The sequence below is a fragment of the Mesorhizobium sp. CA10 genome, assembly GCF_020165285.1.
In the GTDB taxonomy this organism is placed as follows: domain Bacteria; phylum Pseudomonadota; class Alphaproteobacteria; order Rhizobiales; family Rhizobiaceae; genus Mesorhizobium.
The window spans coordinates 271,009-289,346 of the sequence record NZ_JAIUHV010000007.1; the positions used below are offsets into that span (position 1 = coordinate 271,009).

Annotated in this window: 13 protein-coding genes and 1 pseudogene; 6 read left to right on the plus strand and 8 right to left on the minus strand. The window is 64.5% G+C overall.

The features are described 5' to 3' along the window. The first annotated feature begins 71 nt into the window (after positions 1–71). The 3 genes from LB535_RS17230 (at position 72) to LB535_RS17240 (ending at position 4,054) form a co-directional block, all read left to right on the plus strand. On the plus strand, positions 72–1,460 hold the full coding sequence (locus tag LB535_RS17230) for a PLP-dependent aminotransferase family protein (protein WP_224633060.1): 1,389 nt from the start codon (positions 72–74) through the stop codon (positions 1,458–1,460). A 4-nt stretch (positions 1,461–1,464) separates the two neighbouring features. After that, on the plus strand, positions 1,465–2,709 hold the full coding sequence (locus LB535_RS17235) for an NAD(P)/FAD-dependent oxidoreductase (protein WP_224633061.1): 1,245 nt from the start codon (positions 1,465–1,467) through the stop codon (positions 2,707–2,709). 139 nt (positions 2,710–2,848) lie between these two features. After that, positions 2,849–4,054 carry an ROK family transcriptional regulator gene (locus LB535_RS17240; RefSeq protein ID WP_224633062.1) on the plus strand — a complete coding sequence of 402 codons (1,206 nt, stop codon included), beginning with the start codon at positions 2,849–2,851 and terminating at the stop codon, positions 4,052–4,054. Positions 4,055–4,077: 23 nt separating this feature from the next. Here LB535_RS17240 and LB535_RS17245 read toward each other — a convergent pair whose 3' ends face one another. The 3 genes from LB535_RS17245 to LB535_RS17255 all read right to left on the minus strand — a co-directional run bounded on the left by LB535_RS17245 (position 4,078) and on the right by LB535_RS17255 (position 7,381). Beyond that, positions 4,078–5,370 (minus strand): PQQ-dependent sugar dehydrogenase, encoded by a 1,293-nt coding sequence (locus LB535_RS17245; protein ID WP_411969582.1) that lies wholly within the window; start codon positions 5,368–5,370, stop codon positions 4,078–4,080. Between the two features lie 40 nt (positions 5,371–5,410). Next, a complete protein-coding gene (locus LB535_RS17250) occupies positions 5,411–5,863 on the minus strand; it encodes a DUF2231 domain-containing protein (RefSeq protein ID WP_224633064.1) in 453 nt (150 codons plus the stop codon). A gap of 141 nt (positions 5,864–6,004) precedes the next feature. Beyond that, a complete protein-coding gene (locus tag LB535_RS17255; RefSeq protein ID WP_224633065.1) occupies positions 6,005–7,381 on the minus strand; it encodes an aspartate aminotransferase family protein in 1,377 nt (458 codons plus the stop codon). Between the two features lie 203 nt (positions 7,382–7,584). Between LB535_RS17255 and LB535_RS17260 the strand changes: the two genes are divergently transcribed. Continuing rightward, positions 7,585–8,697: an NAD(P)/FAD-dependent oxidoreductase gene (locus LB535_RS17260; protein ID WP_224633066.1), complete on the plus strand. Its 1,113-nt coding sequence runs from the start codon at positions 7,585–7,587 to the stop codon at positions 8,695–8,697. A 1-nt stretch (position 8,698) separates the two neighbouring features. On the opposite strand, the gene fghA is transcribed toward LB535_RS17260, so the two are convergent. Continuing rightward, positions 8,699–9,532: an S-formylglutathione hydrolase gene (gene fghA, locus LB535_RS17265; RefSeq protein WP_224633067.1), complete on the minus strand. Its 834-nt coding sequence runs from the start codon at positions 9,530–9,532 to the stop codon at positions 8,699–8,701. Between the two features lie 282 nt (positions 9,533–9,814). Between fghA and LB535_RS17270 the strand changes: the two genes are divergently transcribed. Then, entirely contained in the window at positions 9,815–11,311 is a 1,497-nt protein-coding gene (locus LB535_RS17270) for an aldehyde dehydrogenase family protein (protein ID WP_224633068.1), read from the plus strand. A gap of 35 nt (positions 11,312–11,346) precedes the next feature. On the opposite strand, the pseudogene LB535_RS17275 reads toward LB535_RS17270, so the two are convergent. From LB535_RS17275 to uxuA, 4 genes and pseudogenes are all read right to left on the minus strand, one after another. Next, positions 11,347–12,407 (minus strand): annotated as a pseudogene (locus LB535_RS17275) (maleylacetate reductase). Between the two features lie 271 nt (positions 12,408–12,678). Next, entirely contained in the window at positions 12,679–13,671 is a 993-nt protein-coding gene (ftsZ, locus tag LB535_RS17280; protein ID WP_040996104.1) for a cell division protein FtsZ, read from the minus strand. A 222-nt stretch (positions 13,672–13,893) separates the two neighbouring features. Next, the gene (locus LB535_RS17285) at positions 13,894–14,934 is read right to left on the minus strand and encodes a proline racemase family protein (protein ID WP_224633069.1); all 1,041 of its coding nucleotides are present in this window, start codon (positions 14,932–14,934) and stop codon (positions 13,894–13,896) included. 184 nt (positions 14,935–15,118) lie between these two features. Next, complete coding sequence (gene uxuA, locus LB535_RS17290) at positions 15,119–16,303, minus strand: mannonate dehydratase (RefSeq protein WP_224633070.1); 1,185 nt, start codon at positions 16,301–16,303, stop codon at positions 15,119–15,121. A 168-nt stretch (positions 16,304–16,471) separates the two neighbouring features. On the opposite strand from uxuA, the gene LB535_RS17295 reads away from it, so the two are divergent. After that, a complete protein-coding gene (locus LB535_RS17295) occupies positions 16,472–17,257 on the plus strand; it encodes an SDR family NAD(P)-dependent oxidoreductase (RefSeq protein ID WP_224633071.1) in 786 nt (261 codons plus the stop codon). Positions 17,258–18,338: the final 1,081 nt, after the last annotated feature.

The window sequence follows — 18,338 nt, forward strand, 5'->3', positions numbered from 1 at the left end:
TCTATTGTATGGATCGTTGTCTTATGCTAGATGCCCGACAAGTGAGACGTCAGCCGCAGTTCGAATCCCTCATGCTCGAAAATCTTCGCCTCACCGAGGATGAAAGTCCGGTCTATCGCCGTCTTGCCGACGCGATCGCCGAACGCATTGCCGCGGGCACGCTTGCCGTCGGCGACCGGCTGCCGCCGCAACGCGAGATCGCCCGTGCATTGGGCATCAATGTCACGACCGTGACGCGGGCACTGTCCACCTTGCAGGAGCAAGGCTTGCTCGAGGCGCGCCCCGGACGCGGCACCACGGTCGCCGCCCGCGACATTGTCGAGCGTCCGGGATTCGTGTCGGCGCCGAGCGACCAGAGCGGTATCGTCGATCTTTCCGTCAACAGGCCGCCCACGTCAGCCTATCTCGACGCCGTCGCGGCGCTGATGCCGCGCCTTTCCAAGGATCGTCACTACGCCTCGCTGCAGGATTATCATCCGCCAGAGGGGCCGCTTTGGGGCCGTGTCGCGGTCGCCGATTGGCTGAAATCGGTCGCCGGCGATGGCGATCCCGGCCGCGTCGTGCTCGCAGCCGGCGCCCAACACGGCCTCGACTGCGTGCTCGGCGCCGTCACCAGGGATGGCGAAGTGATACTTGCCGACGAGGTGACCTATCAGGGCATCAACGCGCTGTGTCGCGTCCATGGTCTCGATCTGCGTGGCGTCGCGATGGATCGCGGCGGCATGCGTCCAGATGCCTTCGAGGCAGCTTGCGTTCAGCTCCGCCCCCGTGCCGTTTTTCTGGTGCCGACACTGCACAATCCGACGACGATCACGCTGAGCGAGGAGCGCCGGCATGAATTGGCGGCCGTCGCACGCCGTCACAACGTGCTGATCATCGAGGACGACGTCTACCGTCCATTGGCCGACGATCCGCCGCCCTCCTTCGCCAGCCTCGAGCCGGAGCTGACGATCCATCTCGGCGCATTGTCGAAATGCCTAGCGCCCGGCCTGCGCCTCGGCTTCGTCATCGCCCCGCGCCCGATCGCCGGCCAGGTCGCCGCGGCGCTCCGCATCAATTGCTGGAGCATCAGCCCGCTCACGGCGTTGATCGGCGCCAGGCTGATCGAGGAAGGGGCTGCCGCCCGCATCATCGACATCCAGAAGCAGGAGTTGCGCCAGCGCCAGGCGATCTTGAGCGAAATCCTCGGCCGTTTCGACGTTCAAAGCAACCCGATCTCGACGCATGCCTGGCTGCGCCTGCCCGAGCCCTGGCGTGGCGCCGGCTTTGCCCGCACCTGCCTGGAGCGCGGCGTCGCCGTGCTGCCGGGCGACGCTTTCGCCGTCGGGCGCGAGCCGGTGCAGCACGGCGTGCGCATCAATATCGGCGCGGCGCGATCGCAGGAGGACCTGCGTTCGGCGCTGACCATCATGGCCGAGCTGCTCGCCGCTGGCCATCTGCAATTGCCGGGCTTCGTCTGAGGCCATGACCTCCGCGCCGAAATCAGTCGAGATCGCCATCATCGGCGCCGGCGTCGTCGGGCTGGCTACGGCCTTGCGCCTTGCCGGCGAAGGACGCGAGGTCCTGGTCATCGACCCGAACGAGCCCGGCTCGGGCGCTTCGTTCGGCAATGCCGGCACGATCGCCGAATATGCCTGCATGCCGGTCGGTAATCCTGGTGTGCTGCGCGCGCTGCCGAAACTGCTGCTCGATCCCGACAGCCCGTTCTCGCTGCGCTGGGCAGCACTTTTCCAGCTCGCGCCATGGCTGGTTCGCTTTGTTCGCCAATCGCTGCCGGCGGCAACCCGAGCCAATGCGCTGGCACTAGCCGGCCTCCTCGCCGAAGCCCTGCCGGCCTGGGGCGAAATGGTGCAGGAGGCCGGGCTTCAGGATCTGATGCGCCGAAACGGCTGCCTCTATGTCTACCGCCGCGACAGCGATTTTGCCGCCTCCGAGGGCGGACGGGCTTTGCGGGCCGAACTCGGCGTCCATCAGCAGGTTCTGACCGCCGATGAGGTGGCCGCGCTGGAGCCGCGGCTCGCGGCGTTCGAGGCCAAAGGCCTCTATTTCCCGGATTCGATCAATGTCAGCGATCCCAGGACGGTGATGGCGCGGCTGGCGGCAGCCGCTGCCGGCAAGGGCGCTCAATTCATGCGCGCGAGCGTGACCGGCCTCGCAGCGGGTGCCGGCGTGCGGCTGAGCGGCCCAGGGCTTGTCATCGCGGCGCAAAAAGTGGTGATTGCGGCTGGCGCGCGATCCCGCCCGCTCACGGCCCAGGCCGGCGACCGCATCCCACTGGACACCGAGCGCGGCTACCATCTGGAGTTTCCGACCACGGCACCTTTGCTCAACCGCCCGGTCTGCCCGGTCGATCTCGGTTTCTATATGACGCCGATGGACGGCAGGCTCCGGGTTGCCGGCACTGTCGAGCTCGGCGGACTCAATGCGCCGCCCAATCCGCGCCGGCTGGCGCTGCTCGGTCGCGGCGTGCGGCAGTTTTTCCCCGACATCGGCAAGCCTTCGTCGCAATGGCTGGGCTTCAGGCCGTCGCTGCCGGACTCTCGCCCAGTGATCGGACCCTCGACGAAATCGCCTGATGTGATCTATGCCTTCGGCCATGGCCATCTGGGGCTGACGCTGGCCCCGGTGACAGCACGCTGGGTCGCCAGCTTAATCGCCGGCCGATCCCTGCCATCGGCCGCCGATTTTTCCGCGGCGCGTTTTGGCTGAACGGCCGACCCTGGCAATCGATTCCGATATGTGGAAATGCGAGCCTGTGGACCGGCCTAAGCTTTCGGCCAGCCGATAATCAAATCAACTTGATTTTCTAAAGTGGCATTCTAGGGTTGCCGCGGCTGGTAACTATCTCATGATCCCCAAGAAAGCCATCTCCGGCACAAATCTCGAGCAGGCGAAATCGCACAACCGGCGTGTGGTGATCGAAGCGATCCGCATCAATGGCGCGCTGTCGCGGGCGGCGATCGCGAGGCTGACGGCGCTGTCGTCGCAGACCATTTCCAATATCGTCGAGGAATTGGAAGCGGCCGGGCTGCTGCAACCTGAAGCAACGCTGAAAGGCGCGCGCGGCCAACCCGCCGTCCCCTACTCGATCAACCCCGATGGCGGTTATTCGATCGGCCTGCAGCTCGACCACCAATTGGCCGTCGGCGTCCTCACCGATCTCTCCGGCACCGTGCGCGCGCGCATCGAGAGAGATGTCGACCGCCCAACCCCCACGCAGGCCATGCCGCTGCTAGCCGCGATCTCGAGCGACCTGATCGCAACCAGCCGGCTGGACCGCACGAGACTGCTCGGCATAGGAATGGCAATGCCCGGGCCGTTCGGCGTTGAAGGCATGACTTCGGTCGGCCCTACCGCCCTTCCAGGCTGGCAGGACTTTCCGGTGGCCGAAGAACTGGAGCGCCTGACCGGCATCGCCGTGATCGTCGAGAACGACGCCACAGCGGCGGCAGTAGGCGAGCGGCTTTACGGCGTTGCCCGCAAGCTCGACAGCTTCGTCTATCTCTTCATCGGAACAGGCCTCGGCGCCGGCCTCTTTCTCGACGGCCATCTCTACAAGGGCAGCCGCCACAATGCCGGCGAGATCGGCCACATCATCGTGCGGCCGGGCGGCCTGCCCTGCGACTGCGGCAAGCGCGGCTGCCTGGAGCGCTACGTCTCGCTGCGCGCCGCCTATGACAGGCTCGACCTGCCGGATCCCGATCATGCCTCACCCGACCTGCTGGAAGAGCTTCTGGCAAGCGGCGACAGCCGCTTCGAAGCATGGCTCGCCGAGGCGGTCGAGCCATTGCGGCAGGCTATCGACGTCCTTGAAATGGCGCTCGATCCCGAGACCGTCGTGCTCGGCGGCTTCATGCCGCTGCCGGTGATCGAGGCACTGGCCGGCCGGCTGGAACCGCTCCATCTCTCGGTGAGCTCGACCAGCGCCCGTACCACGCCGCGCGTCGTGGTCGGCGCCGCGGGAAAGGACACATCCGTCCTCGGCGCCGCGGCCCTGCCGATCTTCTCGGAAACCAACCCGCAATTCGACGTGCTGCAGAAGCCGGTGGGCTGATACGTCGGCGTTGAGCCAGGTTCCTACGAGGAACCGGGTGCCGCAGCGGTCACCCGCCACACCGTGTTGCCGACATCGTCGGCGATCAGCAGCGCGCCGGACTTATCAACGGCAACACCGACCGGACGGCCTCTCGCCTCGCCCTTGTCGTTGAGGAAGCCGGTGACGACATCCTGCGCCATGCCGTTGGGATGCCCGCCGCTGAACGGCACGAAGACGACCTTGTAGCCGTTGAAGCGGGAGCGGTTCCAGCTGCCATGCTCGCCGACAAAGGCGCCGCCGCGATAGGATTGCGGCAGGTTGTTCGCGGTATAGAAAGCAAGCCCGAGCGGCGCGACATGCGAGCTCAGCGCGTAATCCGGCGGGATGGCCTTCGCCACCATGTCCGGCCGCTGCGGCATCACGCGCGGATCGACGTGCTGGCCATAGTAGCTGTAGGGCCAGCCATAGAAGGCGCCGTCCTTCACCGAGGTCATGTAGTCCGGCACCAGGTTCGGCCCGAGCTCGTCGCGCTCGTTGACCACCGTCCAAAGCGCCTTGCTTTCAGGTTCGAACGTCAGGCCGTTGGGATTGCGCAGCCCGCTGGCGAAAATGCGCGAGCGGCCGGTGGCGCGGTCGACCTCCCAGATCGCAGCGCGGTCCTTCTCGGCCTGGATGCCGTTCTCGGTGATGTTGGAGTTCGAGCCGACGCCGACATAGAGCAGCGAACCGTCTGGGCTCGCCACCAGGCTCTTCGTCCAGTGGTGATCGATCGGCCCGCCCGGCAGTTCCGTCAGCACCTTGCCCGGCGCCGTGATCTTCGTGTCGCCCGGCTGATAGGGATAGCGCATGATGGCATCGGTGTTGGCGACATAGAAGTCGTTGCCGACCAGCGCCACGCCGAAGGGCGCGTTGAGATGGTCGAGGAACACGCCCTGGTACTCCGGCTTGCCGTCGCCATTGGTGTCGCGCAAGATCGTGATGCGGTTGCTCGGGCCGGTGTCGCCGCCGGAGGTGACCCAGCTTTCGACCAGACCCATGACGATGTCCTTCGGCCGCTTGACCGACGCTTCTTTCGGCGCCTTGGACTCCACAACCAGGATGTCGCCATTGGGCAGCATGTAAACCGAACGCGGATGCTGGAGCCCCTTGGCCATCGCCTCGATCTGCAGGCCTTGCGCGACCGTCGGCTTTTCATCGTTTTTCCAGCCGACCACCGAGGCAAGATGCATCGGCGGGAATAGGTATTGCTTTATCTCCGGCAGTTTCGGATTTGGGCCGATCTGCGCGCTCGGGTCGGTGTTGTCGTCGCTGCAGCCGGCAACGCCCAGGATCATTGCGTAGCAAAGCGCCGCCGTCGTCCATTTGATTGCGCTGTCAAGTCGCCTCATCGGCCACTCCTACATGATGGCGATAGACCAGAGCCCAGCCGAGCCAGCCGGTGAAGATCAGGATGACCACCACCAGCGCCGACAAGATCAGCCCGGTCGGCACCACGGACGTCCAGGCGTCGCGCGTGTGGACGAGCATGTTGAAGAAGGACAGCACGAGCACGACGAGGTTACCTCCCATGTGCAGCCATGCGGTCGGCTGAGCGCGTATCCTGCGGTCCCCAAGAAAATCGGTAAGCCCTGCAATGGCGGCCAAGATGGCGACAATGACACCCACGGTCAGCAGCCAGGCCGAGAAATTGGCCCAAGTCATTTCCGCTGTCCGCCAGTAGGCAATATCGGTGAGCAAGGTCCCGACGAAACAGGCGATCGGGATGGTGACAAGCATGGGATGTATGGGATGGCCGGCAATGCTTGCCGTGGATTGCGGATTTTCCATGCGGAAGCTCCTTTCCGCGCTGCAGCTTGGATGTAACAGCGCAAAAACGCGAATGTTCCGCCGGAATTTCTCGCGCTCACTGGAAGGTGAACGTCGATTGTCAGCCCGCAGGCTACCGCTGGCTAGGCCTTCGCGGCTTGGTCAGCTCCGCGGGTTGACCTGCGGTATCGCCTCGTCGAGCGAGCGCTCGAACGCATCGACCAAGGCATCGACCTGCGCCTCGGTGATGATCAGCGGCGGACAGAAGGCGATCGCGTCGCCCATATTGCGCGAGATAACGCCGTTCCGCTGCAGCAAGCCATTGACCAGCGCGCCGAGCGCTGCCGGCTTGCCCCAGGGAGCCTTGGTTGCCTTGTCGGCGACGAGCTCGACGGCGGCGATGAGACCGACGCCGCGCACCTCGCCTACCAGCGGATGCGAGGCGAGTCGGCTGAGTCGCGCCTGCAGATGCGCGCCGACCTTGCGCGCATTGCCGACCAGGTCGCGCTCCTCGATCAGCTTGATGTTCTCCAGCGCGACGGCGGCTGCGACCGGATGACCGCCGCCGGTGAAGCCGTGGCCGAACGTGCCGATGCGGTCGCTCTCGTCGGCGATCGGCTCGAACACACGATCGTTGATCAGCAGCGCCGAGATCGGCAGGTAGGAGGATGAAATCTGCTTCGACAGCACCATGATGTCTGGCTTGATGCCGAAGGTGTGCGAACCGAACATCTTGCCGGTGCGGCCGAAGCCGCAGATCACCTCGTCGGCCACCAGCAGGACATCGTATTTCGCCAGCACCGCCTGGATCTTTCCCCAATAGCCGGCGGGCGGAACGACGACCCCGCCGGCGCCCATGATCGGCTCGCCGATGAAGGCGGCGATCGTTTCGGGACCCTCGGCAAGGATGAGCTTTTCCAAATCGTCGGCGAGCCGCGCGGAATACTGCTCCTCGCTTTCGCCGGGCTCGGCGTCGCGCCAGTGGTGCGGTGTCGACGTGTGCAGGATATTGGCGATCGGCAGGTCGAAGGAGAGATGGTTGTTGGGCAGGCCGGTCAGGCTTGCCGACGCGATGGTGACGCCATGATAGCCGCGCTTGCGGCTGATGATCTTCTTGCGCGCCGGCTGTCCAAGCGCGTTCGACCGATACCAGATCATCTTGATCGCGGTGTCGTTGGCCTCGGAGCCGGAATTGGTGAAATAGGCCTTGTTCATCGGCACCGGCGCCATCTGCACCAGTTTTTCGGCCAAGTCGATCAGCGGCGAATGCGCCTTGGAGCCGAAGTCGTGATAGAAGGGCAGCTTTGACATCTGTTTTGTCGCCGCTTCGACCAGCCGCTTTTCCGAGAAACCGACGGCGACGCTCCACAGGCCCGCCATCGCCTCGATATAGCGGTTGCCGGCAATGTCCTCGACATAGATGCCGTCGCCCTTTTCGATGATCAGCGGACCGGTTTCCTGGTGCTTGCGGGCGTTGGTATAGCCATGCATGTGATAGCGGATGTCGCGGGCTTCAGGCGAATTCGGTGTGGCGTCCATCGTGATGGCTCCTGTGTGCAGGCGTCAAAGCGGAAATAGGACCGCTCCTCTGATCGAGAAGTCCGAAGATTCCGCCTTGCATTGTGGCGGTTGATGCCTCATCGCGCTGGCTGATCGCAAGAGCCGCGACGTCGGGATCGATAGCGCCAACAAGCTTCGGCCTGTCTCGCAATGATATAAGTGACGCGCAGCAGGATCAGGACGTGGAGCAGGTCGATTGCATCATCGCGGGCGCCGGCGTGATCGGTCTGGCGATTGCGCGCAAATTGGCGGCGCTTGGCCTCGAAACCCTGATCGTCGAAGCGGCGGACGCCATCGGCACCGAAACGAGTTCGCGCAACTCCGAAGTCATCCACGCCGGCATCTATTACCCGCAGGGCTCGCTGAAAGCCCGGCTCTGCGTCGCCGGATGCGATATGCTCTATCACTACTGCGCCGACCATTCGGTCCCTCATCGCCGCTGCGGCAAGCTGATTGTTGCGACCGACGAGACGCAGGAACCGGTGCTGGCCGCCATTCGCGCCAACGCCAACACCTGCGGTGTCGATGACCTGCGCTTCCTCACCGCCGAGGAGGCGCAAGCGCTGGAGCCGGCGCTGCATTGCACCGCAGCACTACTCTCGCCCTCGACCGGCATTGTCGACAGTCACGGGCTGATGCTTGCCCTGCTCGGCGATGCCGAGGGGAGCGGCGCAATGCTCTCGCTCAACACCCGCATCGTCTCCGGCCGCGTCGAGCCCGGCCGCATCGTGCTGCGGACGATGGATTCCGCGAGCGGCGCAGAGTTCGAGGTCGCCGCACCGCGTCTCATCAACGCGGCCGGTCTCGGCGCGGTCGCGCTTGCCGGCTCGATCGAAGGCTTCGGCCGGCAATTCCTGCCGGCGCTTCGCTACGCCAAAGGCAATTATTTCTCGATTGCCGGGCGGGCGCCGTTTTCACATCTGGTCTATCCCGTGCCCGAGCCTGGCGGCCTCGGCGTCCATCTGACCCTCGACCTTGCCGGCACCGCCCGTTTCGGGCCTGATGTCGAGTGGACGGACACGGTCGACTATCGCGTCGATCCGGCGCGAGGCGAGCGCTTCTATGCCGAAATCCGCAGATACTGGCCCGATCTGGACGACGACAGCCTGCAGGCAGCCTATAGCGGCATCCGGCCGAAACTGTCAGGCCCGGGCGACGCCAACAGCGACTTCGTGATCCAGGGTGCCGCAACGCATGGCATCGACGGCCTGGTCAACCTCTTCGGCATCGAAAGTCCCGGCCTGACCTCCAGCCTGGCGATCGCCGACCATGTGGTGCGCATCGTCGCGTCGTAGATCACGCAAGCCGCGCTGCATGCCACTTCAGATGATCGTCCATGAAGGTCGAGATGAAGTTGTAGGAATGGTCGTAGCCTTCCTGCATGCGCAGGGTGAGGTCGATCCCTGCCTTCTTGCAGGACTCTTCGAGCAGCCATGGGCGGAGGCCATCCTGCAGGAAGCCGTCCGCCGTGCCCTGGTCCACCAGGAATTCCGAATGTCGCTTGCCGTCCTCGATCAACAGTGTCGCGTCATAGGCGCGCCAGGTCTTTTCGTCCGATCCGAGATATTTTTCGAAAGCCGGCCGCGACCACCCGGCCGTCGACGGCTGCACGATCGGCGCGAAGGCCGAGCAGCTCCGGTAGCGCTGCGGATTCTTGAGCGCGATCGTCAGCGCGCCATGTCCGCCCATCGAATGGCCGAAGATGGCCTGGCGTGACATGTCGGCGGGGAAGTTGGCGGCGACGAGCGCCGGCAATTCCTCGGCGATATAGGAATACATCCGGTAGTTCTTCGCATAGGGCTCTTGCGTCGCGTCGAGATAGAAGCCGGCGCCGCAGCCGAACTGCCAATTGTCCTTCTCGTCCGGAACGTCGGGTCCGCGCGGGCTGGTGTCGGGACACACGACGACCAGCCCGAGCTCGGACGCCATCCGCCGGTACTCGCCCTTGTCCATGACATTTGCGTGCGTGCAGGTGAGGCCCGACAGGTACCACAGGACCGGGAGCCGCCCGTCCTTGGCTTGCGGCGGTACGAATACCGCAAAGGTCATGTCGCAGGCGCAGCCTTCGGAAGCGTGCGAATAGACGCCCTGGATTCCGCCATGCGATTTGGAGATGGAAACGACCTTCATCAGCCCTGCCTCCCGCGGGAAAATCTCAATCCGGCATAACCGCCGGCCGGAGCCTGCGCAACCGCACGCTTCGCAAAACGGTCGGGCGATGGAACAGCCCGGGCGCTCGTTAGCCCCGCCGGAGCAACAACGGCCTGTGCCGCCAGGAGCCGCCATCGATGCATCGCCGAGGGAAGACGTGCGTTGCACAGTCCGATTATCTGAACGCCCTTCTGGCTTTCCTTGTTTGAGGTCGCCGCCGGCGGGAGTAATAGTCGCGTCGGAATTCATGAGGAGGAGACAATGACGCTGAACTTCGACCCGAGGGCGAAGGCCGCCATGCTCTACCATGGCGAATTCCAGCCGATGTTCATCGGCGGCAAGTGGGTCGCGGCGCAATCCGGCCAGCAGATGCAGGCGCTGAACCCGGCGACGGGCGAAGTGCTGGCGACGGTGCCGCGCGGCGGAGCCGCCGATATCGACGCTGCGGTGGCCGCGGCACGCGCGGCCTTCGAGGGCCCTTGGTCGAAATTCTCGCCTTATGAGCGGCAATGCGTGCTTCTGCGGATCGCCGACCTGTTCGAGAAGCATTGGGAAGAGCTCAGCGTCTCCGACACGCTCGACATGGGGTTGCCGATCACCCGCACGCTGGCCAACCGGCGCCGGGTCATCGGCATGCTGCGCTTCTATGGCGGCATGGCGACCGCTCTGCACGGCGAGACGATCGACAATTCCATCCCCGGCGAGATCGTCACCTTCACCCAGCGCGAGCCGGTCGGCGTCGTCGGCGCGATCATTCCCTGGAATGCGCCCACCGCCGCCTCGATCTGGAAGATCGCGCCGGCTCTGGCAACCGGCTGCACCATCGTGCTGAAGCCGTCGGAGGAGGCATCGCTGACGCCGCTCTTGATTGCGAAGCTGATGCAGGAGGCCGGCGTTCCCGACGGCGTCGTCAACATCGTCACCGGGACCGGCGCCGAGGCCGGCGCGCGGCTTGCCGAGCACCCGGACGTCAACAAGATCGTCTTCACCGGCTCGACGCTGACCGGCCAAGCGATCGCCCGCGCCGGCGTCGCCAACCTCAAGCGCGTTTCGCTGGAGCTCGGCGGCAAGTCGCCGATCATCGTCTGCCGCGACGCCGATATCGACAAGGCCGTGCCGGTCGCGGCGATGGCGGTGTTCGTGCATTCGGGCCAGATCTGCATTGCCGGCTCGCGCCTGTTCGTGGCGCGCGAGATCCATGACGAGTTCGTGCGCCAGGTCGCCGAGTTCGCCGGCAAGCTTCGCATTGGCCACGGCATCGAGGCGGAGACGGAAATCGGGCCGCTGATCAATGCAAGGCAGGCCGGCAAGGTGGAGAGCTACATCAAGGCGGGCAGCGACGAAGGCGCCAAACTGGTCGCCGGCGGCTCGCGGCTGACGGGCGAGCTCTATGACGGCGGCAACTTCATCGCCCCGACCGTCTTCGGCGCGGTGTCGGACAAGATGACGATCGCGCGCGAAGAAATTTTCGGGCCGGTCATCTCCGCGATGCCCTTCGACACGCTGGATGAGGTTGTCGCGCGTGCCAACGCGACGCCTTACGGCCTCGCGGCCGGCATCTTCACCACCAATCTCGGCGCCGCGCACAAGCTCGCACGTCGCGTCAAGGCCGGCTCGGTCTGGGTCAACATGTATCACGCCATCGACCCGGCCGTGCCGTTCGGCGGAATGAAGATGTCCGGCTACGGCCGCGAAGGCGGCATCGAGCATCTGCACGAACACCTTGAGACGAAGGCGGTCTGGATCCAGACAGATTGATATTCAGGTGAAGCCGGCCCGCGACGCTCGGTTTCTCAGGCCTGCGGCGGCTCGCCGGCATAGGCGCGCGCGATGAGAGCCCGGATCGGTTCCCGCTCCAGCGCCCGCGGATTCCAGTACGGATTGGCCAGCGCGCGGTCCGCCGCGATGTCGATCCCGTCTGGCGGCATGCCTATCTCAGATAGAGCGCGTTTAGCGCCGATCCGGCCGGCGAGATCGTAGAGAGCCATGGCAGGATCGTCCGCCTTCAGCACGGTCCGCAGGGTTTCCATGACGGCCGGAATGGCGGGGGCGTTATAGGCCAGCGCATGCGGCAGCACGATCGTATGGGTCTCCGCGTGCGGCAGATCGAAACTGCCGCCGAGCGTGTGGCAGAGCTTGTGGTGCAGCGCCATGCCGACCGAGCCGAGGCAGATGCCGCAGAGCCAGGCGCCGTAAAGCGCCTCGGAGCGAGCGTCGCGGTCATGCGGGCTCCCGGCGATGACCGGCAAGGCGCGCACCAACGCACCGATGGCCTCAACGGCCATCAGATTTATCACCGGGTTGCTTTCCCTGGCATAGAGCGCCTCGACCGCATGGGCGATGGCGTTCATGCCGCTCGTTCCCGACAAGGAAGCAGGAAGCGTCATCGTCAGGTCGACGTCGTAGATCACCACTTCCGGCAGCACCTTCGGGCTCGACTGGGTGACCTTCACGCCATCCTTCGTCTCGCCGAGGATCGGCGTCATTTCCGAGCCGGCATAGGTCGTGGGCATCACGATCTGCGGCAGGTCGGTGCGCAAGGCGATCGCCTTGGCGAGCCCGTCGTGGAGCCGCCGCCCACCGCAACCAGTCCGTCGACATTGAGTTCCGCCACGACCCGCAGCGCATCCTCGGTCACCGACACCGGCGTATGCATCGTCGCCTTGGCGTAGATCCCGGCAGCGGTGCCGCCCAGCGATCCGGCAAGACGCCGGGCATCAGCCTCGCGCGGCGGCGTTGCCAGCACGAGCACGCGTTTCAGCCCGAGCCGGTCGATCTCTTCCGGCAATCTTGCGATGGTGCCAGATCCGAAAACGACGCGTGCCGGCTGGCCGTTATAGACGAAGCTTTTCATCGAGCCTCTCCTTCCGTCAGCCGCAATTCTCGACACGCAGCAGGAAGGGATTGATGCCGACGCTTCGCCAGACATTGGCGGCATTGAACGGATCGGTCAATTAGTGTCCAATATGGACAGATGCTTGCCGGATGCCGTCGTGACGGCTTGCGACGAAGAGGCGCGCTGACCGACAGCGTGCGCGGTCCGGGATTGTCCGCGGCCGGAAGCGGATATTGACCGATCGCGTCGTGCGGTCGGGAACAAGCGCAGCCGCGAGATCGCCGTGACGTCAGGCGATCCGCTGCTCGAACTGCGCGATGTCCGCGCTCTTGCGCAGACCCGTCGCGACGACGGACACGCGGAACTTTCCCGCCAATGCCTGGTCGAAGATGGCGCCGACGATGATGTCGGCATCGGCGTCGACTTCTTCCCTTATCCGCGTCGCGGCTTCGTCGACCTCGAACAGCGTCATGTCCATGCCGCCGCAGATCGATACGAGCAGGCCCCTGGCGCCGGACATGGAGGCTTCGTCGAGCAACGGATTGGCGATCGCCGCCTCGGCTGCGATCTTGGCGCGCCCCTCCCCGGAGGCCTCGCCGGTTCCCATCATCGCCCGGCCCATGTCGCGCATCACCGACTTCACGTCGGCGAAATCGAGATTGATCAGGCCTTCCTTGACGATGAGGTCCGTGATGCAGCCGACACCCGCGTAGAGAACGCGGTCCGCCATGGCGAAGGCGTCGGCGAATGTTGTCCTGGCGTCCGCGACCCTGAAGAGGTTCTGGTTTGGAATGACGATCACCGTGTCGGCGCTCTCGCGCAGCCGTTCTATGCCTTCCTCGGCCGCCTGGGTCCTGCGCTTGCCTTCGAAGACAAAAGGCTTGGTGACCACGGCCACCGTCAAGATGCCGGCATCGCGCGCGGCACGCGCGATCACGGGCGCCGCACCGGTCCCGGTGCCGCCGCCCATGCCGGCGGTGATGAAGCACATATGCGTTCCCGCCAGGTGATCCATGATCTCGTCGATGGATTCCTCCGCGGCGGCGCTGCCTACCTGGGGCAGCGATCCGGCGCCGAGGCCCTCGGTCACATGCGCGCCCAGCTGGATCAGCCGCGACGACTTCGACATGGTGAGCGCCTGCGCATCGGTGTTGGCGACGACGAACTCGACGCCCTGCAGCCCTTCGGCGATCATGTTGTTGACGGCGTTTCCGCCGGCGCCGCCGACCCCGACAACGGTGATCTTGGGCCTCATCTCCAGGATTTCCGGCTTGGCGGTCATGTTCTCATCTTTCTACCGTAGGCACCTGCTGCTCCGCCGCACGATCACGCGGAACCGGAACAACAAGCACACGAATCAGGCGATCCCCACCAACCGCAGGGAATCAGAGCAGGCGCCTCCCTGCAAGGTCCGCTGACATTCTGCAAGCGCAAACGCCTCGGCCAGGAGCTGGAAAGCGTCTGGACGCTCGTATGATCCGAGCCGGCGTCGTTGCAGGAAATTCTATTGCGTCACCGAAGTCGAGGTGCCCCAGGTGTCCGACAGCACGTAGCCTTGCGGGTATGGATCCGTCGGATCGAGGTAATAATTGTGCTCTCCTGTGATCCAGGCTCTGCCGGTTATCTGCGGCACGATCGCCTTGCGCCCGGCGACTTCGGTGAGTTCGAGGATCTTGCCGGTGAAGCGCGAGCCGATGATCGATTCATGGATCAGCACCTCGCCTTCCTTCATCTGGCCCCGCGCCTGCAGCACCGCCATGCGGGCCGAGGTGCCGGTTCCCGTCGGGCTGCGGTCCGAGCGCCCAGGCGAGACGATGCAGGTGTTGCGCGTGACGTTGCCCGGCCCTTGGAACGGCATGGCGAATTGCACGATGGACACGCCGCGCACATTGTCGAACTGCGGATGCACGACATCGAGCTGCTCGCGCGCCGCGCGGCGGACTTTCTCGCCGACCACGGCCAAGTCGCGGGCCTCGTCGGGCGTGACCGAGAAGCCGAGCGCGGGCGCATCGACAATCGCGTAGAACATGCCGCCATAGGCGATATCGGCCTTGATCGTGCCGAGCCCTTCCACCTCGATATCGGCATCGAGGCGCTCGGCGAAGGCAGGAGCATTGCGCAGCGTGATCGACAGACATTTGCCGTCGCTGCATTCGGCGCGCACCTCGATGACGCCGCCTGGCATATCGAGCTTGAACCGCGTCTCCGGCTCCTGCATCGGCACCATGCCGGTCTCGAGCAGCACGGTGGCGACGCAGATCGTGTTGGAGCCGGACATTGGCGGATATTCGGTTGGTTCCATGATGATGGCGCCTGCGGCGCAATCCTCGCGCGTCGAGGGCAACAGCAGATTGACATGACGGGCAACGCTGCCGCGCGGCTCGCAGATCAGCATGCGCCTTATATGATCGTGATCGCGTTCCATTGTGATCATCTTTTCCATCATCGTGCGGCCCGCGGGCGGCAGCACGCCGCCCACGATGACATCGCCGATCTCGCCCTCGGCATGGCAGCCGACGACGCGGATGCTGGTTCTGGTGCGCATTTCTTTTCTCCCCCGCGACTATCGCCTGTTTCATGTTCCGGCGGATCGGTGCCGCAACCCGACCTAACGCGCGCTTGAGCCTGCCTGCCGATGGCGGCCCGAAGGATACCCATCGCCCCTTGGCGGCGCCATTATGTTCTTGCGGATTTCAAGAGCCGGGCGCGAAGCCGAGCCCGTTTGGAAGTCAAGCCAGCCCGAACCGCTCGACGGCGCGCATGATGCCGCGCAGTTCGGCGAGGCCCTTGAGCCGGCCGATCAGCGAATAGCCCGGATTGATCCTTGTCTTGCCGATGTCGTCGGCGAGCAGATGCCCATGATCGGGCCGCATCGGAATGCGCCAGTCAGCGCGGCCTTCCTTGCGGCGACGCGCTTCTTCCTGCATCAGCGCGAGGATGACATGCGCCATGTCGGTGCCTCCCTCGAGGTGCTCGGCTTCATAAAAGGAGCCGTCGCCCTCGATGGTGACGTTGCGCAGATGGACGAAATGGATGCGCTCGGCGAACTCCTTGACCATGGCGACAATGTCGTTGTCGGCGCGCGTGCCGTAGGAGCCGGTGCAGAACGTCAACCCGTTGGCCGGGCTGTCGACGGTATCGAGGATGAAGCGCGCATCCTCGGCGGTCGAGACGATGCGCGGCAGGCCGTAGAGCGAGAATGGCGGATCGTCGGGATGGATGCACATGCGCACCCCCTCCTCCTCGGCCACCGGAATGATCTCGCGCAGGAACCAGGCGAGATTGTCGCGCAATTCCTTCGGTCCGATTGCATCATAGTCAGCCAGGGCCTCGCGAAAGCTGTCGCGGTTATAGGCGCGCTCGGTGGCGGGCAGGCCGGCGATGAGATTGCGCTCGATCCTGTCGATCTTCTCGTCGCCGAGCTCCTTCAGCCGCGCTTCCGCCTCGGCGATGCGGGCAGGCGTGTAGCCGGTCTCGGCATTCCGGCGCTTCAGCACGAACAGATCGTAAGCCGCGAAATCGATCGCATCGAAGCGCAGCGCATAACCCGTCGTCGGCAAGCGGTAGGCCAGATCCGTCCGCGTCCAGTCGACCACCGGCATGAAATTGTAGCAGATCGTCGCGATACCGGCCTTCGCCAGGGCGCGGATCGTGTCCTTGTAGAAACCGACATAGCGGAGCCGCTCCGGCGAACCGATCTTGATCGAGTTGTGGACCGGAATGCTCTCGACCACCGACCAGGTCAGCCCCGCCGCCTCGATGATGCGCTTGCGCTCGAGGATGTTTTCCAGCGGCCAGACGCGCCCGTCATAGATGTCGTGCAGGGCCGAGACCACGCCTGTCGCACCCGCCTGCTTGACATGATCGAGTGTTACCGGATCGTCCGGGCCATACCAGCGCCAGCACTGTTCCATTGCCGCTTTCCTCCGCGAGGTGGGCAACTTATTGTTGGACGACAACGAGAGTCAAATAGGCCCGCGACAGGCTGGCTTACGCCTATCTGACGAGCCGCTATCTCGATTTCGGCCTGCGGTTCCAGACGGAAGAGCCGGCTTCCGAGACGTGACCAAAGGAGTTCAGCAATGAAGGATTTTGACGGCAAGGTCGCGCTGGTGACCGGAACGACCGGGATCGGTCTCGCAACTGCCAGGCGCCTCGCCGCCGGGGGCGCTGCGATCGTCGCCTGCGGCATCGACCGTTCGGCCAATGCCGCGATGCGAGCGCAGTTGGAAAGCTCCGGGGCCGGCGCGCTGGTCGTGGACACCGACGTCTCCGTGCCGGACCAGGTCCGCGGGGCCATCGCAGCCGGCGTCGAGCGTTTCGGCGGCCTCGATGTGATCGTCAATTCGGCGGCGGTCCATCCCTATGGAACCGCGACGACGACCGACTGGGAAACCTGGAACAAGGCCATGACGATCAATGTCGGCTCGATTTATCTGACCGCCCATTTCGGCATTCCGGAAATGCTCAAGCGCGGCGGCGGCGCCATCGTCAACGTCGCCTCGGTGCAGGGTTTCGCCTGCCAGCAGAACGTCGCCGCCTATGCCACCACCAAGGGCGCCATCCACACGCTGACGCGTTCGCTGGCGCTCGACTATGCGGCCGCAGGCATCCGGGTCAATTCGGTCAGCCCCGGCTCGATCCGCACGCCGATTCTTGAGAAGGCCGCGCGCGGCGACAACGGCAGCAATGCCGACGTCGAGGAAGCCTACAGGCGCTTCGGCGCGGCCCATCCGCTCGGCCGCATCGGCGAGCCCGAGGAAGTGGCGGAGCTGATCGCCTTTTTGTGCTCTTCCAAGGCCGGCTTTTGCACCGGCGCGGACTACAAGATAGATGGCGGCCTGACCGCCGGCATCGGCGTGAAGTGACCATGAAGATCGATCTTGGCCTTTACCGGGAGTCGCGCCAAAGAGGAGCGTTCCCGGCTCTATGCGCACGTCGCCGATCTAGTCGACGACCTTGCCACGCCTTGGCGCGTCAGCGTTGCTGTTGCTGCACCCCGACTGTCGGATCAGGCCACGAGTCGGCGCTGCCGACCGACGCCAACCGCCTTCACCCGCTGGCTCCGGCTGGCGGTGGTCCGTCTGTCAGATGCCTGTGGGTCTCGAAAATGCGTAACTTTTCAGGATATCCTAGCCGCAGCATCGTGTTGCAGCGGGGGCATCTGAAAGTGGCAATGACCTTGAACCATGAGCCCTTGCGGATGATTGGATGCTCGCATCTTGGACAATCAAATCTGAGATATTCGTGATTTAAGCTCTCTGGGATCGGCAATCAAAACACCCCCGATTGATGCAGATCCCCCATCGCAGGTGATGGTGGGCATCCACGAACTGGCAACGAAGAGACTATGCTCGCCAGCACCCACCAATGGACTTCTCTGGAAGATGTTTCGTGGCCGGGACCTATGAGTTGCCGGGTAGGACATTGGTCTCACGCAGGGTCCGACTGACGGACAAGCACAACTGTTCACGCAACAGCGCAGGCTCTCCCTCGTTGCCAAATCGCCTGCCGCACACTGCCAGTTTGCGCATTCCTGGGCACCCAGTAGCTGCCCGTCGGCTTCGGTCACGGGCTCTTTGTTACGCCGACTTTTAATCATGGGAAGCATTGCCTCTCCTGATGGTGCAGCACTCCGAGCAGTAGAAGAGCTGCCCGACGTCCTTCGTTCAAAGGGCGTAACCATTAGCCAGAGTTGATATAGAGGCCGCCAGCCGACTTTTTTAAAGTCGGTTAGGCCCGGCGGTTCATCCCGATCCACCCCAAAACGGCGGACTGTCGGGCCGCTCTGGTCGGCAGCGTCTCAAGAGCGGATATGACGCGGAGTGTTGTCGAACAGCCCACCTTTTCGGCATATCCAGTTTACCGGACCGCGGCCCGGCCTTTGACAGGAATAGAACCAAATGAATTTGACGGTGTTTGGGATTGGCTATGTCGGTCTCGTCCAGG